Origin of the sequence: Micromonospora sp. NPDC049060, assembly GCF_040649055.1 — a bacterium.
Classification (GTDB): Bacteria; Actinomycetota; Actinomycetes; order Mycobacteriales; family Micromonosporaceae; genus Micromonospora; species Micromonospora reichwaldensis.
Genome location: NZ_JBEZEV010000058.1, coordinates 18,826 through 40,409, shown reverse-complemented (window position 1 = coordinate 40,409; position 21,584 = coordinate 18,826). Strand labels below are relative to the sequence as shown.

Genomic DNA, 21,584 nt, shown 5'->3' with positions numbered 1-21,584 from the left:
GCGATCTCGATCGCGCTCGCCGTCGCCGGGCCGGCTGCGGACCGGGCGGCCGGCTATGGGTCGTACTCGATGCCGGGCGGCGGCGCGCCGAGCAGGGCGGCCAGCAGCTCCAGGTCCGCGCCGGTCAGGCTCTCCAGCTGGTGTACGCCGTCCAGCGGCCCGATCGGCACCTCCGCCGGTACGGCCAGCACCGCCGCGCCGGCGGCGAGCGCGCTGGCCACCCCCGTGGGCGAGTCCTCGATCGCCACGCAGCGGGCGATCGGCACGCCGAGCAGCCGGGCGGCGGTCAGGTACGGCTCCGGGTGCGGCTTGGCCGCCTCGACCTCGTCGCCGCAGACGACCGCGTCGAAGCTGTCGCGCCCGAGGGTGTCCAGCGCCTCCTCCACCAGAGGCCGGCCGCTGGAGGTCACCAGCGCCGTCGGGATGCCCGCCGCCCGGACGGCCCGCAGCAGGTTCAGCGCGCCGGGACGCCAGCGCAGCCCGGTGCGGAACAGCTCCAGGATCCGGGCGTTGATCCACGCCGCGCTGGCCTGCGGGTCGCGCCCCGGCTGGCCCAGGTCGTCGTGCAGGAGGCGCATCGACACGGCCATGCTGGAGCCGATCATCGCCTTGCGGGCCGGATCGGACAGGGTGCCGCCGTACTCCGCCGCCAGCTCGTGCAGCGCGACGTCCCACAGCTTCTCACTGTCGACCAGGGTGCCGTCCATGTCGAAGAGCACGGCGGCGGGGTGGTGGCTGTTCAGCGGGTCCTCCCTCGGGTGCGTACCCCGGGATCCTCTCAGCCACCACGCCGCCGGCGCGCGCCCAGGTGCTGCGGGGTGACGTGGCCGACGGGTTACGCGCGGGCGCAAGACTCGGGACAACCGGCCGCCATCCACGGCGGTCCCTCGCCCGGAGGTCGCCGTGCGCGTCAGATCCCTGGTCACCCGGTGCACCCTGATCCTGCTGGCCGCCGCCGCCGCGATCTGGCCGGCGGTGCCGGCCGCCGCCGCGAGCCTGCCGCTGGAGCGCTGCTACGACCTGGAGACCCCCCAGCACGCCGACGAGCGGGACTGGTTCGCACCGGGCAACGTGACACACCGCGTGGCCGACGCCGGTGGGCATGGTCGACCGGGACGTGTTCCGGGTGTCCGCCCTGGGCCGGGTCCGCATCGACCACTGGGGCACCCAGAAGTCGATCGCCGGTGAGCTGCCGCTGGCAGGCAGCGGCTGGCCCGCGCCGGACGCGCCCCGGTACGCCCTGATCGCGAAGGTCACCTCGGGTTCCATGCTGGTGCTCAGCACCGGATTGATCTACGGCTCGGGCCGGTGGTTCCCCGTCGGCGCCGACAGCGCCTGCATGCTCTACTACAACGCCGGTGCGCCGTCGCGGCTGGTCTTCTCCTTCAACGACCCGAACCTCGGCGACAACGGCGGCGGGGCCTCGGTGTGGGTGCGGCAGTGGTGGGGCGAGTTCTGACCGCTCAGGTGAGGCCGCAGGCGGCCAGGGACCGTTCGTAGCCACGGAAGAACGACTCGGTGCGCTGCTCGGCGGTGCCGTGCGCGCCCTCGGCGAACCAGGGCTGGTCGGGTGCGTCGCCGACGGCCAGCAGCCCCTCGCGGAACTCCTCCAGGTCGCCGTCGGCGAGCCCCAGTGCCTTCGAGCGCACCGAGTCGCCGAGGTACGCCCCGGCCATGCAGTCGGCCTGCAACTCCTGCTGGATGGTGTAGGAGTGGCGGATGCCGAGCCGGGCCTGGATGCCGTGCGCGTACTCGTGGCCGAGCAGGTAGAACACGAACGCGTCGCCGACCTGGCGGAACGCGCCCACCGACCATCTCACGTCGTAGGCGATGAAGTCGCCGGCCGAGCAGTAGACGGCGTTGTTGCGCGGCAGCGGCTGCCCGCCGCAGGAGACCTCCCCGGCGCGCTGGTACGGGACGATCCGGCTGATCGGGCGGAAGCGCTGCCCCGAGGCACGGAACTGGGCAGCCCAGTACTGCTCGGCGATGCTCTGCGCGTCGGCGACGTCCTGCCGGAACTCCGCGACGCTTGTGGTGCCGTCGGCCCGGGTCTGCCCGGCGCCGGGCGAGGCCGGGGCGTCGGGCCGCGGCGGGGCGGGCTCCTGCCCCTCGGGCTCGGACACCCCACCGACCACGCACCCGGCCGCCGCGACGAGGGCCACCAGCAGGCCGGCCAGCGCGCTTCGCGACCGGCCCTGCACGCGCGTCGTCACAGTGCCCTCCCCGGCGTCGGCTTCACCACGTCCAGTACCCCGGCGGCGGGTCCGCCATGCGACCGGCGGGCGGTCAGGGGCTGGCGGCGAGGAAGACGAAGGCGGCGAGCAGCACCAGGTGCACGCCGCCCTGGAGCACGGTGGCCCGCCCCGGCACCACGGTCAGCACGCTGGTGACGACGGTGAGGGCGAGCAGGGTCACCTGGGTGCCGCCGAGGCCGAGCAGCAGCGGGCCCTCCAACCAGATCGACGCAATCGCTATCGCGGGGATGGTGAGCCCGATGCTGGCCATGGCCGAGCCCAGGGCCAGGTTCAGGCTGATCTGCACGCGGTCGCGGCGGGCGGCCCGCGCGGCGGCGATCGTCTCGGGCAACAGCACCAGCAGCGCGATGATCACGCCGACGAACGACGGGGGCAGGTTGGCCCCGGCGACGGCGGACTCGATCGCCGGGGACACCGACTTGGCGTCGCCCACCACGGCGACCAGTGCCACCAGCAGCAGGCCGAGGCTGAGCAGGGCGGCCCGGTCCGACGGCGGCTCGGCGTGTCCCTCCGCGTCGAGCACCCGGCCCTGGCTGTTGACGGGCAGGAAGTAGTCGCGGTGGCGGCCGGTCTGCACCATGACGAACAGGCCGTAGAGGGCGAGCGAGACCACGGCGGCGAAGGCGAGCTGCGCGGAGGTGAACTGCGGGCCCGGCTGGCCGGTGGTGAAGGTCGGCACCACGAGGCTCAGGGCGGCGAGGGTCGCCACGGTGGCCAACGCCCCGCCGGTGCCCTCGGAGTTGAACACCGCCACCCGGCGGCGCAGCGCCCCGATGAACAACGACAGCCCGAGGATGCCGTTGCAGGTGATCATGACGGCGGCGAAGACGGTGTCGCGCGCGAGGGACTGCGTCTTCTCGCCACCGCTGATCATGAGCGTGACGATCAGGGCGACCTCGATGACGGTGACGGCCACGGCGAGCACGAGCGAGCCGTACGGCTCCCCCACCCGATGGGCGACCACCTCGGCGTGGTGCACGGCGGCCAGCACCGCGCCCGCCAGCAACACGGCCACCACGACCACGACAGGACCGGACAGGTCGCGCCCCCAGGTCAGGATCAACACCAGGATCGCCAGCAGCGGCGTGACGACGGTCCAGTCGGTCAGACGGGTGCGGAACAGCGCGGCCATGCCCCCACCTTCGCAGAGGCGACGATCATCCGGCCCCGGACCGTCAGTCCGGGTCCGGCAACCACGCGATCCACGCGGGATGGTCGTTTGCCGCCCGCAACGCGAGGGTCCCGCTCACTTCCAGGCCGATGGCGCCAGCGAGGTACAGCCACTGCTTCAGAGGCGTCGCCTTCCACGGTCAGGTCTTCGAGGGCGACAGCATGACCCGATTGTGTCGATTGCGGCGAATCGTCCCTCGCCGCCGCCGCGGTGTCCCCACGATGTGAACAAGGTCGGACTCGGAACTGAGAGGGGTAGTGCGCATGAGGCGTCGACGCAGCAGGAGGGTGCCGCTGCTACAGGCGGCAGCGATGTCCCTGGCGGCGATGGTGGCGGCGGCAGCCGTCGTACGGGCCCGCCGCCGCCGCGCCGCGAACAACGCGGCGGTCGCTGGTGTTCCGGGCCTCGGGGACAGCGCGTTCGCCGATGCGGGCACCGGCGGGGTACCGGTCCCCGGCGGCGCGGCTGCCCGGGACAAGCGGACGGCGTCACCGGCAGCCGCGACGCGGTGAGGACGGGGAGCGCCGCCCGCGCCCGGGCAGGCACGGCGCCGGCCCGGCGTGACCGGGCGGCGCCCGCCCGCCGGCATCGAACACGAGCGCCCGTCCCGTCGGCGCGGGTGAGGGCGGAGGCGTTCGCCGTACGGCCGTCGTCGTTCACCCGCGGGCAGGCGCGGGCCGGGGCGCGCGGATCGTCCGCCCGAGCGCGGGCCCCGGCCGGTCGACGGGCGCGGGATGCGCCGGCAGCCGGGCGGTGACGTACAGTTCCGGGTCGGACTTGGCGTGGGCCGGGAAGACACGGCGCGGAAACGGGACGAGACAGCGACGGCATGACGGCGGACAACATCACCGAAACCGGCCACGACGGCATCGACCGGAGCCAGTTGGAGACCTGTCTCAGCGTCTTCGAGGCGTTGGAGGACCTGCCTCCCGATCATCCCGACGTGGTACGCGTGCAGCGGGCCACCGCGCGGCTCTACAAGGTGATCAAGCAGCGCCGGCGCGAGGAGCGGCGGGACGCCATCGCGGCGGCCGACCGCGCGGTGACGGCGGCCACCGCCACCGGCGCGCCGGGCCGGATCGACGACGAGACCCAGGGGATCCCGCTCGCCTCCCCCACCGAGGGCACGACGGCCGGCTTCCTGCACAATCCGCGCGGCTGCTACGTCTGCAAGCAGCGCTACCGCGAGGTGGACGCCTTCTACCACCAGCTCTGCCCGTCCTGCGCGGCGCTCAACCGGGAGCGCCGCGACGCCCGTACCGACCTGACCGGCCGGCGCGCGCTGCTCACCGGCGGCCGGGCGAAGATCGGCATGTACATCGCGTTGCGGCTGCTGCGCGACGGCGCGCACACCACGATCACCACGCGGTTCCCGCACGACGCGGTGCGCCGGTTCGCGGCGATGCCCGACAGCGGGGAGTGGCTGCACCGCCTGCGGATCGTCGGGATCGACCTGCGCGACCCCGCCCAGGTGATCGCGCTCGCCGACTCGGTCAGCGACCAGGGCCCCCTCGACATCCTGATCAACAACGCGGCGCAGACCGTGCGGCGCAGCCCCGGGGCGTACGCGCAGCTCGTCGCCGCGGAGGCGGCGGCCCTGCCCGAGGGCCCCCTGCCGGAGATCGTCACGTTCGCCAAGCCGGCCGGGCGGGGCGAGACGGCGGGCGGCCTGACCGCCTCGCCGCAGTCGACCCCGCTCACCCCGCACGCGCTCACCGCCCTCGCGCTGACCAGCGGCTCCGCCTCGCCGGAACGGATCGCGGCGGCCACCGCCATCGACGCCGGTGGCCTGGTGCCGGACCTCGACCCGGTCAACAGCTGGGTGCAGCGGGTGCAGGAGGTCGACCCGGTCGAGCTGCTGGAAGTGCAGCTGTGCAACGTGACGGCCCCGTTCGTACTGGTCAGTCGGCTGCGGCCGGTGATGGCCGCGGCGAAGGCCCGCCGCAAGTACGTGGTGAACGTGTCGGCGATGGAGGGCCAGTTCGGCCGCGGCTACAAGGGGCCGGGGCACCCGCACACCAACATGGCCAAGGCGGCGCTGAACATGCTGACGCGCACCAGCGCCCAGGAGATGCTGACCGACGGCATCCTGATGACCAGCGTGGACACCGGCTGGATCACCGACGAGCGACCCCACCCGACGAAGATGCGGCTGGCGGATGCCGGTTTCCACGCCCCGCTGGACCTGGTCGACGGCGCGGCCCGGGTGTACGACCCGATCGTCCGCGGCGAGCAGGGCGAGGACCTGTACGGCTGCTTCCTTAAGGACTACGCGCCCTGCGCCTGGTAACCGACGCGTCACCAATCTGGCACTATTGCCAACCTTCGATGGGTGTGTAAAAGTTCTTCACTGACTTCAACCTCGTGCAAGAAAACCTTCGGGGGAGACCGGGATGAGAAGGACCACCACCTGGCTGCTGGGCCTCGCCACCGCGGCGGGGCTCACCATCACGCTCGGCTCGGCGGCCGTGGCCGAGTCGGCGCCGGCCCCGCAGCCGCAGCCGCAGCCGCAGTCCGTGGCGGTGTCCACCGTCGGTCCGCAGCCCGGCACCTTCGTCGGCAAGGGCTTCGACACCTGCACCGCCCCGTCGCAGTCGGCGATGAACGCCTGGCGGGCCAGCTCGCCGTACCGCGCGGTGGGCATCTACATCAGCGGGGCCAGCCGCACCTGTGCGCAGCCCAACCTGACGGCGACCTGGGTCACCAACCAGGTCGCCAACGGCTGGCGGCTCATCCCCATCGAACTCGGCTACCAGGCGCCCTGCGGCACCCGCGCGCCGAAGATGTCCGCCGACCCCGCCACCGCGCGTTCGCAGGGCCGCACCGCCGCCGACAGCGCCGCCAGCGCCGCGCAGGCGCTGGGCATCGGCGCCGGCAGCACCATCTACAACGACATCGAGCACTACCCGACGACCGCGTCGTGCCGCGCCGCGGTGCTGTCGTTCCTGTCCGGGTGGGTCGAGCGGTTGCACACCAAGGGCTACCTGGCCGGCATGTACTCCAGCGGATCCTCGGGCATCAGGGACGTCTGCCTGGAGTACAACAACGCGAGCTACACCAGGCTGGACCAGATCTGGATCGCCTGGTGGAACGGCGTGGCCGACACCGACGCCGGGAGCTACTGCTCCGACGCCTACTACGCGAACCACCAGCGGCTGCACCAGTACGCCGGGGACGTCACGGAGACCTGGGGCGGCGTGACGATGAAGATCGACCGCAACTACCTGGACGTGAGCACGTCGCAGCAGCCGCCCCCGCAGCAGTGGACCACCACGATCGACAACACCACGTCCGGCCGGTTCACGGCGGGCACCAACTGGAGCACCTCGTCGTACTCCGGGCAGCGCTTCGGCACCGACTACCGGTTCGCGAACCCGACCTCGGCCAGCGACGTCGCCTGGTACCGGGCGAACATCCCCGAGACGGGGACCTACGAGATCTCGGTCTGGTACCCCGCCGACCCCGGATACAACGCCCAGACGCCGTACGTCGTCGCCACCGCCTCGGGCAACCGGTCGGTGACGGTCGACCAGCGCGTCAACGGCGGACGGTGGGTGTCGATCGGGGTCTTCACGCTCGCGGCCGGCGACGGCAACAAGGTCGGGGTGAGCCGCTGGACCAGCGGCAGCGGCTACGTGATCGCCGACGCCGTACGCATCACCCGCGCCTGACCGTACGGCTGCCGGGTCAGCGCCGTCGATCCGGGTAGTTCTCGCCCAGTTCGATCTCGGCCCGTACGGCGAACTCGCGCAGCCTGGCGATCGCCTCGGCGGGCCCGCCGGTGGCCTGCACCATCGCCGACTGGGCCAGGATGATCAGCGCCTCGACCGCCTCCTGCGGCCGGGGGTTGACCAGGGCGGCGACCTGGCCCATGTCGTCGTCGAAGTAGGCGAGCAGGATCCGGCTCGCCAGCCCGATGGTCCGGGCGGTGTCCCCCGCGAGGTCGTCTGCGCCGCTCGGCGTCACGTCCCGCGCCCCGCCCACGGCGCCCTCCGGTGGTCGGTCACGCCCGGCCGGTCACCGGGGGCCCGAGGGTCTCGCCCTCGACCAGTGCAGGGCAGCAGGCGCCGGTGGTCGCTGTCGCGGCCGTACAGGATGCCATCGCGCACCTCGACAGCCTGCCAGCCCATCTCCCTGCGGGCGATGTGGAAGCCCGTGAAGTCGAGGTCGGTCTCGGCCTGCCGGGTGGGATCGCCGAGGGCCACCAGGGACAGGTCGCGCGACCGCGGTCCGCCTCGACGTCCTCGCCAGCCGGGACCGGCAGGCCCGGCTCTACGAGATCGAGGTGACCTGCCGCGCCGCCTCCTGCGGCTGACGCCGGGGCGACGTCGACACCACCGCCGCGTCCAGGTCCGGTCACCGGGTGGCTTCCCGCCCCCGGCGACCGGACCGGCCGGCGGTACGCGCGCCGCCGGCCGATGTGGCGCAGCGCCGTACGCGGCAGGCGGACGACACCTTCCCGGCGCGCGGCCACGACGCTCAAGAAATCGATTCCCTGCCATATAGGATCTCAGGGCCGACCACTCTCGGGCGGTGGGCCGCAACGGACGGTGGTGCTCGTGCGGTCGTATCCGGGGGTCCGGTGCGGTATCGGGCGCGAGACACCGACAGGGGACGACCGCATGACGACCATCTACGACGTGGCCCGGGTGGCCGAGGTCTCGGCGTCGACGGTGTCCCGGGTGCTCAACGGGCACTCGTCGGTGGATCCGGACCTGGCCGCGCGGGTACGCCAGGTGGTGCTCGACCTGGACTACCGGCCCAACGCGGTGGCCCGCAGCCTGCGCCGGCAACGCACCAGTCTCTGGGCGGTGATCATCTCCGACATCGGCAACCCGTTCTTCACCTCGCTGGTGCGCGGCATCGAGGACGTGGCGCAGGAGGCGGGCTTCTCCGTGGTCCTGTGCAACGGCGACGAGGATCCCGAAAAGGAGACCCGCTACGTGACGGCGGCCCTGGCCGAACGGATGGCCGGCGTGATCATCTCGCCATCGGGACGACCGGCCCTGATCAACCGGCTCACCGAGGCCGGGATGCCGGTCGTGGCCATCGACCGGCAGCCGCACGGGGTGGCCGTGGACACCGTGCTCGTCGACAACGTCCACGGCGCCGAGACGGCCACCGCCCACCTGATCGACAGCGGCTACCGCCGGATCGCCTGTGTCACGGGACCACGTCGGATCTCCACCGCCGTCCAGAGGCTACGCGGATACCAGCAGGCCCTGCGCGCGGCCGGCCGGAGCGCGCCGGAGGACCTGGTCCGGTACGCCGACTTCCGGGAGGACGGCGGCTACCGGGCCATGGCGTCCCTGCTGAACGCGGCCGAGCCGCCGGACGCGGTCTTCGTCACCAACAACCTGATGACGGTGGGCGCGGTGGAGTGCCTGGTCGACCGGGGCATCGCCGTGCCCACCCGGTGCGGCGTGGTCGGGTTCGACGACATTCCCTGGGCCCACCTGGTGCGGCCCTCGCTGAGCACCGTCGCGCAGCCCACGTACGACCTGGGGCGGGCCGCGGCGTCGCTGCTCACCGAGCGGATCGCCAACCCCGCGAAGGCGTCCTCGACCATCACCCTGCGGACGACCCTGCGGACCCGCGAGAGTTCGGTCCGGTCCCTGCCGGACGGACAGCCCGCGGCAGGCGCGGGTGGGCCCGCCCGGGCCCGGTGAGCCGGCGGCGGGACACCCGCCCGGTCACAGCGCCACGTCGCCGCACAGGTGCACCCGCACCCCCATCGCGTCGAGCATCGCGGCCTTGACCCGCAGGGCACGGTCGGCGGCGTCGGCGTCGTCGGCGTAGACCACGTTGACGTGGTTGGCCTTGTGCCGGGCCATCAACTGGTCGCGGCCCACGCCGTGCAGCACGGCGTGCATGATCGGCCACTGCGGCGTGGTGGCCCGCAGCCGACGCTGCGTCTCGGCGGCCGGCAGCTCGACCACGGTGCCCCGGCCCAGGTCGGCGTGCAGCACCCCGTCCATGATGAAGATCCGCGACCAGACGATCTCGCCCGGCCGGGAGACGCCGCTGAGGGTACCGCCGCCCAGCGGGAAGTACATCGGCGGCTGTCGCATGCTGTACGACCGGTCGTAGCCGCCGTTGTGCGAGGCGGGCACCGAGCCGGAGATCTCGAACACCCAGACGAAGTCCGGCCCGTACGACTGCCCCCAGCGGATGTCGTGCAGGGTGGTGGCCGGGTCCATCCCCATCGCGGTCCAGATCCGGTTGGTGACCAGCGAGTCCACCGCGACACCCTCGTCGACCTCGTTGAAGTGCGGCAGGGCCCGTCCCGCGTAGAGTTCGCGCGTGCCGTCCCGGCTGGTGACCGGCGGCCGGGACACGTCGTTGAGCAGCCCCTCGGCCAGGTCGCTCGCCGGCACGGTGTCCTTGAGCCCCTGCTGGTACTGGATGCCGACCGCGTCCAGGCCGAAGTCGTCGGCGATGCGCAGCGCGGCGACGTACATCTTGAACTGGCTGTGCAGTTGGGCGTCGGTCAGTTCGGTGGCCTCGTCCGTGCCGGTGTGGAAGGTCATGCCGGCGGCGTCGAGCCACGCCCGCACTGCGTGTGCCTCCGCGTCGCTCACCCGCGACATCTCCGCGACCAGCGCGCTCTGCGACAGCCGCTCCTTGTAGACGCCGAGCGGGTTGAGCAGCTCGTCGTCGATGATCGCGTTGTACATGCCCATGCAGCCCTCGTCGAAGACGCCGACGACGGCCGGCCGGCGCCGCAGCTGGCGGGCCAGCGCCACGCCGAGCGCCACCTCGGGGTCGGGCGGCAACGGCGGCAGGTCCCGCACGTGGCTCTCGTCGTGGACCACCTCGCCGGTCTCCAGCCAGGCCTTCAGCCCGTCGCGCGCCCACTCGTCGGTGAAGTCCTCGCTCCACAGCGCCGAGTACCGCACGCCCGCCTTGGTGAGGCTGCCGGCGAGGTTCAGCAGGCCCACCAGGCCGGGGAACTCCCCGCTCCAGTTCGCCACGAGCAGGATCGGGCCCCGGTGGGCGCGCAGCCCGGCCAGCACGTGGTGGCTGTACTGCCACACCGCCTCCACGACGACGAGCGGGGCGTCGACCGGGATCCCCTGGAAGACCTCGATGCCGGCGCGCTGGCTGTCGATGAAGCCGTGGCCCGCGCCGGCGTCCACCGGATGGGCCCGCCGGGTCCGCCAGCCCAGGGCGGTCACCGCGTCGGCGAGGTCCGCCTCCAGGCGTTGCTGGGTCGGCCAACCGGTGACGTTGGCGGCCGGCCGCAGGTCGCCGCTGGCGACCGTGTAGACCGTCCGGGGGGCGGCGGCCGGCGGGTCGACCAGCACCGGCATGGTGTAGTTGCTCACGGGTTGACTTCCTCCACTGGCTCGGCGGTACCTGGCTGGGTCGCGAAACGCGTCTGCCGGGTGGCCAACGCGTGGGCGACGGATTTCGAGCCGGTGTAGAGCTGCCGGTACAGCCCGTACAGCTCCGCGTAGTCGGCGGCGAGCGCCGGACGCGGCTCCCGGACCTCCCGGATCGGGTTCCACCGGTGGATGTCGACGCGCTGCACCGCGCCGGCGGCGAGGAACGCGGCGCCGTAGCTCGCGCCGATGGTGACCGACGGGATGTGCTGTGCCCGGCCGGTGACGTCCGAGACGATCTGCGTCCAGAGGTCGCCCCGGGTGCCGCCGCCCACCGCCACCACGCGGCGGATGTCGCCGCCGGCCGCCTCGATCGTCTCGATGTTGTGGCGCACGGCCAGCCCGGTCGCCTCCAGCGCCGCACGGTAGATGTCGCCGCGCCCGTGGGAGAGCGTCAGGCCGGCGATGACGCCCCGGGCGTCGGGATCGAGGATGGGGGTCCGCTCCCCGGCGAAGAACGGCAGCATGAGCAGCCCCCGCGCGCCCGGCCCGGACCGCTCGGCCAGGCGCAGCAGCTCGGGGTAGTCGGCGGCGTCGAACAGCTCCCGCAGCCACCCGGTGATCGCCCCGGAGGTCGCCATGCCGCCGGCCAGGTTGCGGGTGCCCGGCAGCGCGCCGACCGTGCCCCACAGCGACGGGCTGGTCAGCGGGTGCGGCACGGTGTGCACGAGGAACATCGTGGTGCCGTACATGAGCATCAGGTCGCCGACGCCCTGGGCGCCCACGCTGACCGCCTCCGACCAGGCGTCGATCGTCCCGGTCACGACCGGGGTGCCCGGTGGCAGCCCGGTGGTCGCGGCGGCCCCGGCGGTGACCGTCCCCGCCACGTCGCCGGGCCACCGCAGCTCGGGCAGCTCCAGCCCCGGGGCGATCTCGTCGGCCCAGGGGCGGTACCAGGTCTGCGCCGCGCTGTCGTACAGGGGCGTGCACTGGCTGGCCGAGTGCTGGTCGAGCAGGTACCGGCCGGTCAGCTGCCAGAGCAGCCAGGAGCTCGGCATGAACAGCCGCCGGGCCCGGGCGAACAGCTCCGGCTCGGCGTCGGCGACCCAGGCGACCTTCGCCCCCGCCGCCTGGGTCGACAGCGTCGAGCCGCACCGGCGCAGGATCTCGTCCGCGCCGAAGCGCTCGGTCAGCCGGGCGATCTGCGGCGTGGACCGGGTGTCGACGCCGTAGAGGACGGCCGGGCGCAGGGGCGTGCCGGCGGCGTCGGTGAGCAGCACGCACGGCCCCATCCCGCTGGCCCCGACCGACACCACGTGGGCGTCGCCGGGGGCGAGCAGCTCACGGGTGAGGGCGACGAACTCGTCCCACCAGACGCGGCCGTCCATCTCCACCCAGCCGGGTCGCGGCCGGTCCACCCGGTGCTCCCGGACGCGGGAGCGCAGCACGCGCCCGGACAGGTCGACGAGGACGCCCTTGCTGCTGGACGTGCCGATGTCGACCCCGAGCACCGCGGCCACCGTCATGCCAGGTCTCCCCTGCTCTTCCAGGTCCGGGGCGTGGCCCGCCGGGCCGCGCCGGCTCGGCGGTCAGGCGACGCCACCGAGCTTCGCGTACGTCTCGGCGGCGTTCTCCTTCGTGACGCGCATCGTGTCGAGGGTGGTGGTACGCGGGACGTCCTCGGCGCAGTCGACCAGGATCCGGCGGGCCAGGTCGACGGCCTCCCGGCCACCCGTGGCGTACTGGAAGGTCGCCGCCAGCCGGCCCTGCTCGACGGCCTTGATCCCGCCCGACGGCACCGGCAGCGCGTCGATGCCGGTGAACTTCACAGTCGTGTGCAGCCCGGCGGCCTTCGCGGCCAGGTACGCGCCCTCGGCCATCGGGTCGTTGTGGGCGTACACGGCGGCTGCGTCGGGGTGGGCCTTGAGCAGCGCGTCGGCCACCGACTGGCCCTTCTCCCGCAGCCAGTCCCCCGGCTGGGAGGCGACAACCTCGATCTTCGGGTTGGCCGCGATGCCCTCCCGGAAGCCCTGGGCGCGTTCGGCCGCCGGCGTGGAGCCGGGCAGCCCGGCGATCTCGATGACCTTGCCGCCGGCGGGCAGCAGCGTCGTGGCGTAGAACTCGCCGGCCGCCCTGCCGATGGCGACGTTGTCCCCGCCGATGAAGGCCGTGTATGCCTCGCCCTCCACCTTGCGGTCGAGCACGATCACCGGGACCCCCCGGTCGTACGCCTTGCGCACCACCGCGGTCAGCGGCTTGGCCTCGTTCGGCGAGATGACCAGCAGGTCGATCTTCTGGGTGAGGAAGTTCTCGACGTCGGCGACCTGCTTGCTGTTGTCCTGCGCCGCGTCGGCGACCACCACGGTGAACCCGGGGACGGACTTCGCCGCCGTCTGCACGTCGTTGTTCATGACCTGCCGGTAGGGCTCGGCGTTGTTGGCCTGCGACATGCCGATGAGGAAGTCCTTGCCCACGCCGCACTTCGCGGCCGTGGCGTCGCCGCCGTCGGACGGCTTCTCCACGCTGCACGCGGTGGAGGTGACGAGCGCGCCGGTGCACAGCAGCGCGAGAAGGACGGTACGGGTGCGCATGATGACGCTCCTTGTTCGGTGGCGGTTCAGACGATGCTGCGGCGGAGCTTCTGCAGCCCGGCGGCGGCCACGATCACCAGTCCCTTGATCAGCAGCTGCACGTTGGCGTCGATGTTGTTGAGCGCGAGGATGTTGTTGAGGATGCCGAGCAGCAGCGCCCCGGCGAGGGTGCCACCCATCGAGCCGGTGCCCCCGGCGAGGCTGGTGCCGCCGATGACCACGGCGGCGATGGCGTCGAGTTCGTAGCCGGCGCCGTCGTTGGGGCTGCCCTGGTTGAGCTGTCCGGCGTGGATGATGCCGGCGACCGCGGCGAGCAGGCCCGCGATCGCGAAGACCGCGACCTTGACCCGCAGCACGGGCACGCCCGAGAGCCGGGCGGCCTTCTCGTTGCCGCCGATGGCGTAGACGTGGCGGGCGAAAGCGGTCTTGCGCAGCACGACGATCGCGGCCACCCCGATGCCGATGAACAGCACCGCCGGGACGGGCAGCACCCCGTTGATCGTGCCGTTGAGGATCTCGAACGCCGGGGGCGCCTCCTGCGGGCCGTCGCCGTAGGCGATCGGGATGCCGAGCCCGCCCGACCAGATGCGGGCGAGGCCGCGCGCGACCTGGAGTCCCGCGAGGGTGACGATGAACGACTGGATGCCGAGCCGGGCCGTCGCGTAGCCCTGCAACGCGCCGAAGAGGGCGCCGATCAGCAGCACGACGGTGACGGCGGGCAGGATGCCGAGCCCGGAGTCGACCATCAGCGTCGCGGTGCCGACGGCGGAGAGGCCGAGGATGGCGCCGACGGAGAGGTCGATGCCGCCGAGCAGGACGACGAACGTCATGCCGATGGCGATGATCCCGATCTCGGACACCGCGCGGACGATGTTGCCGAGGTTCTCCGTGGACAGGAAGAGGATCTCACCGTCGCGGCGCGGCGAGACGGCGATGGCCAGCACGAACACCAGCAGCAGCGCGAAGAGGCTCTGCACGGCGAAGAGCCGCTCGACGAGGTCGCCCCGGCCGCCGGCCCGGCGCCACCGGCCGACGCCGGCCGCCGGGTCGCCGCCGGCCGGCGCCAGCGGCGTGCCGGGCCCCTGGTCCGGTGCGCGCAGGTGGGTCATCGGTCGTCCCCTCCGGCGGCCGTGCCGCCCATGGCCGCGGTCAGAATGTCCTCGCCGGTGCACCCGTCGGCCGCGAGTTCCGCGACGGCCCGTCCACGCCGCAGGACCACGATCCGGTCGCAGACGCCGGTCAGCTCGGTCAGCTCCGACGAGGCGAGCAGGATGCCCATGCCGTCGTCGGCGAGGCGGCGCAGCAGCCGGTAGATCTCCGCCTTGGCGCCGACGTCGACCCCCCGGGTCGGCTCGTCGAGCAGCAGCAGGCGGGGGCGGGTGAGCAGGTGCCGGGCGAAGACGACCTTCTGCTGGTTGCCGCCGGAGAGCGAGCCGACCGGCGCGGCGGCCGACGACGTCTTGATCGCCAGGGCGGCGACCTGCTGGCGCACCGCGTCCCGCTCGCGCCCGGCGCGGACGACCCCGGCGGTGCTGACCCGGCGCAGGGCGGCCAGGACGATGCTGCGGCCGACGGGGTGCTCGAGCACCAGGGCGGAGCGGCGGCGGTCCTCCGGCACGAAGCCGACGCCGGCGCGCAGCGCGGACCGGGGGCCACGCGGGGCGTACGGGCGGCCGGCCAGCCGGACCTGGCCGCTGCGGCGACCGGGCGGGCCGGCGCCGTACAGGGTCTCCAGCAGTTCGGTGCGGCCCGCCCCCATCAGGCCGGCCAGGCCGACGATCTCCCCGGCGCGCACGGTCAGGCTGACGCCGGCGGGTTCGCAGCGCCCGGGCCGGGTGCCCCGGGGCCGTACGGCGAGGCCGTCGACCTCCAGCACCGGGGGCCCCGCAGGGCGGGCGGGCCCGGCGGATCCCGCACTGAACAGCGCCTCGGCGGGGCGGCCGACCATCAGCGTGATGATCCGCTGCCGGTCGGCGCGGTCCGGGCGCAGCGTGCCGGCCACCTCGCCGTTGCGCAGGACGGTGGCCCGGTCGGCGATGTGCTCGATCTCCTCGAGGCGGTGGGAGATGTAGACGACGGCCACGCCGCGCTCGCGCAGCGCGCGGATGGTGGACATCAGCCGCCGCACCTCGGCGTCGGCGAGCGCGGCGGTCGGCTCGTCCATCACGAGGACGCGGGCGTCGAGGGAGAGCGCCTTGGCGATCTCGACGAGCTGCTGCTCGCCGACGCGCAGCGAACCGACGGGCCGGCGCGGGTCGATCTGGGCGCCGAGCGGACCCAGCCAGTCCCGGGCGGCGCGGGTCATCGCCCGCCGGTCGAGCGTCCGCAGCCTGGTGCGCGGTTCCCGGCCGAGCACCAGGTTCTCGGCCACGGAGAGCGCCGGCACCAGGTCGAGTTCCTGGTGGATCGTGGCGATGCCGGCGGCCTGGGCGGCGGCCGGGCCGGCGAAGCGCGCGGGCCGGCCGCCGATCGAGATCTCCCCGTCGTGGTCGGTGACGACGCCGGAGAGGATGTTGATCAGGGTCGACTTCCCGGCCCCGTTCTCCCCCAGCAGGGCGTGCACCTCGCCGGCGCGCAGGACGAGGTCCACGCCGCGCAGGGCGTGGACGCCGCCGAAGCGCTTGGTGATGCCGGACATGGCGACGGTCACCTGGTCGCTCACGCTGGCCTCCGGGAAGATCGGAAATCGATTTCTGAAAACGTAGGCGGGCGTCGAAGTGGTGTCAACGCCCCCGGTACGGGCCGGGCCGCCACCCCGCCGCCCGACCCGCACCGGCGGCCCCTCAGGGCACCGCGTTGACCGCCGCGTACACGGTCTCGGCGAACGCGGTGTCCCGCCCCACCCCGCTGGCGGCGAACCGCCACGTCCCGCCCGGGTACGACCCCGGTGGCCACGCGGCGCCCCCGTTGCGCCACAGCGGCTGCCAGGACGCCATCGCGTGGCCGGCGTCGTACCAGGTGTTGTCGCCGCGCCACGCCGAGGCCCAGCGGTGGGCGGCCACGAGGGACAGATCCGCGCCGGAGGCCATCGACCACGTCGGCATCCCCGACACGTCCCCCGTCGGCCGGGCCGCCACGGCGGGATCCCCGACCGCCGGCAGGGCACCGTCGACGTTGAACGCCACCTCCCAGACCGGCGCCGTCGTCTGGCCGGTCACCGACCAGGTGACGTCGCTCTGCAGCGCCGGCCCGGTCCAGCGGGGCGCCACGGTCAGCAGCCAGTCGGCGGTGACCGGCTCGTCGCCCATCCGCATGCCGACCAGGTTGATCCGGGAACCGTCGGCGGAGACGTCCACCCTGGCCGGCGGGCCCGCCCGGTCCGTGACGTCGAAGCGGCCGACCGCCAGGTAGGGACCGGTGCCCCGGTGCGACGAGTCCAACGCCGGCCGGTAGGCCCCCGCGCCGGCCGGGTCGACCGCCAGGGACGCGATCCGGGTGTGCGGCCAGGTGCGCACGTCGGCGCGCAGAAAGCCGGTGCTCACCTGGTAGCCGCGGGCGACCACCTGGGTGGACCAGGTCAGCGGGGCGAGCCACAGCCCGCCCTGGCCCCAGCCGGCGTGGCTCAGGTACCAGTTGTTTCCGTCCACCACGACCTCGGCGGCGTGCGCGTCGAGCACGGTCACCTTCTCCGCGAAGTCGAAGCGCAGGGGGTCGCGGCTGCGGTAGACGGCGGTGCGCCGGTACGCCGCGCCGTAGTCGGTGCCGTCGCAGCAGACGAAGAGGTACCACCAGTCCCCCCGGCGCACCACGAACGGCGACTCCGTCTGCCCGGCGGCCCGGCCGGTGTGCGGCGACGCGTACGCCACGCCCCGGCCGCTCCACGTCCGCAGGTCGGTGCTGGTCCGGTACGCGACCACGTGGTTGCCGCCCTGCGGGTTCGAGGTCGCCGTGTAGTACATGACCCAGCGGTCACCGACCCGAGTCACCATCGGGTCGCGCGCCTCCCAGCCGTCGGTGAACAGTGGGTTGGCCGGGCTGCGGGTCCAGGTGAACAGGTCGGTCGAGGTGGCCAGGTGCATCCGGTAGTTCGCGTAGTCGGGGCTGCCGGCCGCGTAGAACATGTAGTAGACGCCCTGGTCGTGGACGACGTGGGGCGCCCAGATCCACTGTTCGCCCCTCGACGGGTCGGCCGTCAGCGCCGGTGGCCGCTTCGTCCACGGCCCGGTGGGCGTGGGCGCCGTGGCGTGGCCGAAGCTCTTCTCGTCCTGCGGCGCACCGGGCTCGGCGTGGGCGATGGCGAAGGCGTGCCACAGCCCGGTCCGCTGGTCACGCACGATCGTGTGGTCGTTGTAGTACCACGCCGTCGGCTCCCCCACGCCCGGGTCGTAGACCCGGGTCAGCGGCCCCCGCGCCGGCGTCTCGCCCATCGTCTCGTACGCCGTCGTGGTGACCGCCGCCAGCGGGCCGACGCGACGCAGGGTGAGCGTGTCCAGACCCGCGAAGAACCCCGTCGAGGAGGCGGAGCGGCCGGTCACCGTCACCGTCAGCCGGTGGCTGCCGGCGTCGAGCGAGGCCGATCCCAGCGGTACGGCCTCGACGCGCCGCACGGTCGGGGCGTAGCCGTCGAAGAGCTGACCGACGGCCACCCCGTCGACGGCGAAGCGCAGGGTGCCGTAGTCGGCGGCGCGGGTGAGCACGGCGCCGATGTCGTACTGCCCGGCCGACACCGGCGGCAGCGCCACGGTGACCGAGTCCCCCGCCCGGGCGGCACGCAGCCACAGCTGGCGGCCGGCCGACCAGGCGACCCCGCAGCAGTTGGCCTGCGCCTCGACCGGGGCGGTCGACGAGGTCACCGTCAGCGACTCCACCTCGGCCCGGACGACGTCCTCGGCGGCGGCCGGCGCGGCCGGGACGGCCAGCAGGGCGGCGCCGAGCAGGAGCACCGCGAGCATCCGGGGCGCGCGCATCACGACACGCTCGGGCGGGGCAGGTCGGTGCCGGGCGCGAACTGGTCGTGCCACCTGACGCCCGCGCCGAAGCCGCCGCCGGTCGACAGCGCCACGTACGCGTCCGCTCTGGTTCCCCGCGTGTACGTCACGAGGTCCGCCCTTCCGTCGCCGTTGAAGTCGCCGATGCCCGGCAGTTCGTCGCCCACCGCGAACCAGTCGTGCCACCTGCCGCCCTGCGCGCCGAAGCGCGTGCCGTCGGAGAGCGCCACGAACACGTCGCCGGTGGTGCCCCGGGTGAACGTCACCACGTCGTCGCGCCCGTCGCCGTCGACGTCGCCCAGCGCCGGCAGCTGGTCGCCTAGCGCGAGCGAGTCGTGCCACTTCCAGCCGTCCTCGACGAACCGCGTCCCGTCGGAGCGGGAGACGAACACGTCGCCGGTGGCGCCCCGGGTGAACGTCACGATGTCGTCGCGCCCGTCGCCGTCGACGTCGCCCACCGCCGGCAGCTCGTCGCCGAGCGCGAAGTGGTCGTGCCACTTGACGCCGGGACCGAAGCCGCTGCCGGTCGACAGCGCCACGTACACGTCGGCCGCCGCGCCCCGGGTGAAGGTGATGATGTCGGTGCGCCCGTCGCCGTTGACGTCGCCGACGGCGGGAACCTCCGTACCCGTGGCGAAGAAGTCGTGCCACTTGACCCCGGCGGCGTACGTCGTGCCGGTGGAGAGCCCCACGTAGACGTCGGCGCTGTCGCCCCGGGTGAAGGTGATGACGTCGGCCCGCCCGTCGCCGTCGACGTCGCCGGTGAACGGGATCTCCTCGCCGACGGCGAAGAAGTCGTTCCACCTCCGGCTGTCCGGCACGAACCTGGTGCCGTCCGACACCGACGTGGTCACGTCGGCGGTGGCGCCCCGGGTGAACGCGACGGCGTCGTCGCGGCGGTCGCCGTTGGCGTCGCTGGTGTTGCGGGTGCGGGTGGTGGCCGACACCTCGGCCGAGGGCGCGGAGGCGTTGCCGGCGCCGTCGACCGCGACGACCCGGTAGTGGCGGGTCTGCCCGGCCGGCAGCGGGCCGTGCCGGAAGGTGGTCGTCCGGGTCGTGCCGACCAGGTTGGCGGGGGTGGTCGCGACGCCGGGATTGCGCGAGGCGTAGACCCGGTAGCCGGCGACGCCCACGTCGTCCGGCGACGCCGACCAGGACAGGCCGAGGGCGTGCACCCGACCGCCGGCCAGGCCGAGCCCGGTGACCGCGCCCGGCGCGGTGACGTCGAGGAACGGGGGAACCATGCTGTCGGCCTCGTAGCGGGCCGCCGTCCAGGCCGGTGCACCGGCCGCCGGGGTGAGGGTGACGGTGACCGCCGCGCGGCCGGCGGTCAGCGCGGCCGGGAGGACGAACTCGTCGGCCAGCCAGCGCTGCCGGTCGTTGCCCAGCGGCTGCCGCCACACGCCGGCCGGCCGGCCGTCGACCGACACGGCGACCTGCTGGTACGCGCCGGCCTGGTCACCGTGCCGGCGCAGCCGTACGCCCTGGTTGGCGGGGTCCACGGCGAGCCGGAAGCTGGCGGCGCCACCGATGGCGCGCACCTGGCCGGCGACTGGAGCGTTGTCGTCGTCGCCCTCGTACGCGGCGGTCAGCGGGTACTGGGTCCCGGAGTCGGTGTAGGCGTGCCCGGCGCGGCTGGCGGCGTCGCCGGTGACCAGCGTGTCGGTGCGGCGCAGGGCGACGGTCGGCTGGGTGTAGAGGAAGGCGGTCGAGGCGTAGGTCGCCGGCATGTCGTTGGCGGGGCCGTGCTCGATGCCGAAGCGCAGCGCCGTGGCGTAGGGCACCGCGTCGCCGATCATCAGCCGGTACATGGCGTCGCACTCGTCGGCACAGCCGCCGGAGCGGAGCAGGTGGGCGGTGTTGCCGGTGAAGACGCCGCTGTACTCGCCGCGGTTGAAGTACCAACCGGACTCGTAGAAGTCCTCGGTGCCGGTGCCGTAGATCTGCGGCGTGGGCGAGCCGTCGACGTGGACGCGCTCGTCGCCCTCCAGGTAGTTGCGGGTGTTGCCGCCGACGATGTGGCCGCGGGCGGTCTGGGACACGCCGACGAACCGTCCCCGGCCGGCCTGGTCGGCGACGATCCAGTCGTCGCCCCCGACCGTCTCCGCGCGGCGGGACTGGGTGGTGAAGTAGCCGGCGGCGCCGTCGGGGGCGAGGGCGCCGGTCCAGGCGGTGCCCGGCGCGGTGGTCACCTCCGCCTGGACGCCGGCGACGGGGGCGCCGGTGGTGTTGGCGACCGAGATCGTCGCGGTGGAGCGGAACGGCATCGGCCACCAGGCGCTGTACCAGCCGCCGGGTGCGGAGTCCATGGCGAACATCAGCGAGCGTACGGAGCGCTCGCCCAGGCCGGCGCCGAAGAACTCGCCCACCGGGCTGTCGACCGTGGCGCGCCCGTCGAAGGTGATCCGCAGCCGCAGGCCCGACAGCGTCGACGCGGTGGCGGTGGCGTCGGGCAGCCGCAGCCGCAGCGCCGTGACCGCGGCGGGGCCGGTGAGCGTGGCGAGTGTCGACTGCCCGCCCGCCGGGACGTCGACGCGGGCGGTCCTGGTGCTCGCGCCCGGCTGGCTCGGCTTCGGGTCGCGCTGGCCGGCGGCGCGCAGCTTCTCGACCACGTCGGCGGCGGGGTCGGCGGGGTCGAACCTGGGCACCCCGACCGCGTCGGCGAACGTGCGGTAGGTGACGTGGTGGAACAGCGGATTGAACTGGGTGGTGATCCGCATGGACTCGCGGTAGGGCATGGGGACCTTGACGGTGACCCCGCCGGAGGTCTGGTCGGCGTTGGTGACCAGCGGCCACACGAACGGGGAGCCGAGGCCACCGTCGACGAGGCGCTGGAGGCTGGTGTCGACCACCGTGACGCCGTCGAGCTCGACGCGGATCCAGCCGGTGGCGCTGACGTTGCCCTCGTCGCGGGTGAACCAGATCGATTGCAGCTCACCGGCTCCGCGTTCCTCGGCGATGACGCAGCCGCCGGCCTGGCGGAGACACGAGTAGGTGCCGACGAAACCGTCGTCGTTGGAGCCGTCCCGGGCGAAGCTGGAGAACTGCCGGGTGCGGCTGCCGGCCGCCAGCTCGGGCAGCCGGTCGAGGCGGCGGTAGACGTCCCAGCCGACCGGGCCCTTGTCGTCGACGACGGCGAGCGCCCCGACACCGCGCGGGGCCGGGACGGGCCCGGCGGCGTGCGCCGCCGCCGGGGGGATCACGGTCGCCAGCGCCGCGGCCAGAGCCAGCCAGCGGCGAAGGTGGGGCTTCATGGATGTCCCTCCAGGATGACCGTCGGAGCCGCGAGAAATCGATTGCTCGGGAGTTAACCG

General features: G+C 73.7%; 14 protein-coding genes and 1 pseudogene. 4 read left to right on the top strand and 11 right to left on the bottom strand.

The features are described 5' to 3' along the window. Positions 1 to 53: 53 nt before the first annotated feature. Positions 54 to 719 carry an HAD family phosphatase gene (locus AB0B83_RS20300; protein ID WP_357579501.1) on the bottom strand — a complete coding sequence of 222 codons (666 nt, stop codon included), beginning with the start codon at positions 717 to 719 and terminating at the stop codon, positions 54 to 56. A gap of 383 nt (positions 720 to 1,102) precedes the next feature. Here AB0B83_RS20300 and AB0B83_RS20295 point away from each other — a divergent pair, with 383 nt between their 5' ends. Next, a complete protein-coding gene (locus tag AB0B83_RS20295) occupies positions 1,103 to 1,459 on the top strand; it encodes a hypothetical protein (RefSeq protein ID WP_357579500.1) in 357 nt (118 codons plus the stop codon). Positions 1,460 to 1,463: 4 nt separating this feature from the next. Here the strand turns inward: AB0B83_RS20295 and AB0B83_RS20290 are convergent. Beyond that, positions 1,464 to 2,258, bottom strand: a pseudogene (locus AB0B83_RS20290) (neutral zinc metallopeptidase); the annotation flags it as partial. A 28-nt stretch (positions 2,259 to 2,286) separates the two neighbouring features. Further along, positions 2,287 to 3,387 carry an ionic transporter y4hA gene (locus AB0B83_RS20285; protein WP_357579499.1) on the bottom strand — a complete coding sequence of 367 codons (1,101 nt, stop codon included), beginning with the start codon at positions 3,385 to 3,387 and terminating at the stop codon, positions 2,287 to 2,289. Positions 3,388 to 4,255: 868 nt separating this feature from the next. Here AB0B83_RS20285 and AB0B83_RS20280 point away from each other — a divergent pair. Together AB0B83_RS20280 and AB0B83_RS20275 are read left to right on the top strand one after the other, a co-directional pair. Continuing rightward, the gene (locus tag AB0B83_RS20280; RefSeq protein ID WP_357579498.1) at positions 4,256 to 5,716 is read left to right on the top strand and encodes an SDR family NAD(P)-dependent oxidoreductase; all 1,461 of its coding nucleotides are present in this window, start codon (positions 4,256 to 4,258) and stop codon (positions 5,714 to 5,716) included. 103 nt (positions 5,717 to 5,819) lie between these two features. Further along, positions 5,820 to 7,097 (top strand): glycoside hydrolase domain-containing protein, encoded by a 1,278-nt coding sequence (locus tag AB0B83_RS20275; RefSeq protein ID WP_357579497.1) that lies wholly within the window; start codon positions 5,820 to 5,822, stop codon positions 7,095 to 7,097. 16 nt (positions 7,098 to 7,113) lie between these two features. Here the strand turns inward: AB0B83_RS20275 and AB0B83_RS20270 are convergent, their stop codons facing one another. Continuing rightward, positions 7,114 to 7,410, bottom strand: a complete 297-nt coding sequence (locus AB0B83_RS20270) for a hypothetical protein (RefSeq protein ID WP_357579496.1) — start codon at positions 7,408 to 7,410, stop codon at positions 7,114 to 7,116. Positions 7,411 to 8,048: 638 nt separating this feature from the next. On the opposite strand from AB0B83_RS20270, the gene AB0B83_RS20265 reads away from it, so the two are divergent. Beyond that, a complete protein-coding gene (locus AB0B83_RS20265; protein ID WP_357579495.1) occupies positions 8,049 to 9,095 on the top strand; it encodes a LacI family DNA-binding transcriptional regulator in 1,047 nt (348 codons plus the stop codon). A 24-nt stretch (positions 9,096 to 9,119) separates the two neighbouring features. Here the strand turns inward: AB0B83_RS20265 and AB0B83_RS20260 are convergent, their stop codons facing one another. The 7 genes from AB0B83_RS20260 to AB0B83_RS20230 all read right to left on the bottom strand — a co-directional run bounded on the left by AB0B83_RS20260 (position 9,120) and on the right by AB0B83_RS20230 (position 21,524). After that, on the bottom strand, positions 9,120 to 10,754 hold the full coding sequence (locus AB0B83_RS20260) for a fucose isomerase (protein ID WP_357579494.1): 1,635 nt from the start codon (positions 10,752 to 10,754) through the stop codon (positions 9,120 to 9,122). Then, positions 10,751 to 12,277, bottom strand: a complete 1,527-nt coding sequence (locus tag AB0B83_RS20255) for an FGGY family carbohydrate kinase (protein WP_357579493.1) — start codon at positions 12,275 to 12,277, stop codon at positions 10,751 to 10,753. The genes AB0B83_RS20260 and AB0B83_RS20255 overlap by 4 nt, the downstream gene beginning before the upstream one ends. A 63-nt stretch (positions 12,278 to 12,340) precedes the next feature. Next, on the bottom strand, positions 12,341 to 13,342 hold the full coding sequence (locus AB0B83_RS20250; protein ID WP_357579492.1) for a substrate-binding domain-containing protein: 1,002 nt from the start codon (positions 13,340 to 13,342) through the stop codon (positions 12,341 to 12,343). A gap of 26 nt (positions 13,343 to 13,368) precedes the next feature. Then, a complete protein-coding gene (locus AB0B83_RS20245) occupies positions 13,369 to 14,451 on the bottom strand; it encodes an ABC transporter permease (RefSeq protein ID WP_357579491.1) in 1,083 nt (360 codons plus the stop codon). Beyond that, a complete protein-coding gene (locus AB0B83_RS20240; RefSeq protein ID WP_357579490.1) occupies positions 14,448 to 16,004 on the bottom strand; it encodes a sugar ABC transporter ATP-binding protein in 1,557 nt (518 codons plus the stop codon). Before AB0B83_RS20240 ends, AB0B83_RS20245 begins: the two co-directional genes overlap by 4 nt. A gap of 121 nt (positions 16,005 to 16,125) precedes the next feature. Next, positions 16,126 to 18,249, bottom strand: coding sequence for a family 43 glycosylhydrolase (locus AB0B83_RS20235; protein WP_357579489.1), 2,124 nt, complete (start codon positions 18,247 to 18,249; stop codon positions 16,126 to 16,128). Further along, on the bottom strand, positions 18,249 to 21,524 hold the full coding sequence (locus AB0B83_RS20230; RefSeq protein WP_357579488.1) for a DUF2961 domain-containing protein: 3,276 nt from the start codon (positions 21,522 to 21,524) through the stop codon (positions 18,249 to 18,251). Before AB0B83_RS20230 ends, AB0B83_RS20235 begins: the two co-directional genes overlap by 1 nt. Positions 21,525 to 21,584 lie beyond the last annotated feature (60 nt).

Bases quoted from the DNA above. Each gene is read 5' to 3' on its own strand.
- AB0B83_RS20295 (WP_357579500.1), top strand. From the start codon at position 1,103: ATGGTCGACCGGGACGTGTTCCGGGTGTCCGCCCTGGGCCGGGTCCGC.
- AB0B83_RS20285 (WP_357579499.1), bottom strand. From the start codon at position 3,387: ATGGCCGCGCTGTTCCGCACCCGTCTGACCGACTGGACCGTCGTCACG.
- AB0B83_RS20280 (WP_357579498.1), top strand. From the start codon at position 4,256: ATGACGGCGGACAACATCACCGAAACCGGCCACGACGGCATCGACCGG.
- AB0B83_RS20275 (WP_357579497.1), top strand. From the start codon at position 5,820: ATGAGAAGGACCACCACCTGGCTGCTGGGCCTCGCCACCGCGGCGGGG.
- AB0B83_RS20265 (WP_357579495.1), top strand. From the start codon at position 8,049: ATGACGACCATCTACGACGTGGCCCGGGTGGCCGAGGTCTCGGCGTCG.
- AB0B83_RS20255 (WP_357579493.1), bottom strand. From the start codon at position 12,277: ATGACGGTGGCCGCGGTGCTCGGGGTCGACATCGGCACGTCCAGCAGC.
- AB0B83_RS20250 (WP_357579492.1), bottom strand. From the start codon at position 13,342: ATGCGCACCCGTACCGTCCTTCTCGCGCTGCTGTGCACCGGCGCGCTC.
- AB0B83_RS20245 (WP_357579491.1), bottom strand. From the start codon at position 14,451: ATGACCCACCTGCGCGCACCGGACCAGGGGCCCGGCACGCCGCTGGCG.
- AB0B83_RS20235 (WP_357579489.1), bottom strand. From the start codon at position 18,249: ATGCGCGCGCCCCGGATGCTCGCGGTGCTCCTGCTCGGCGCCGCCCTG.
- AB0B83_RS20230 (WP_357579488.1), bottom strand. From the start codon at position 21,524: ATGAAGCCCCACCTTCGCCGCTGGCTGGCTCTGGCCGCGGCGCTGGCG.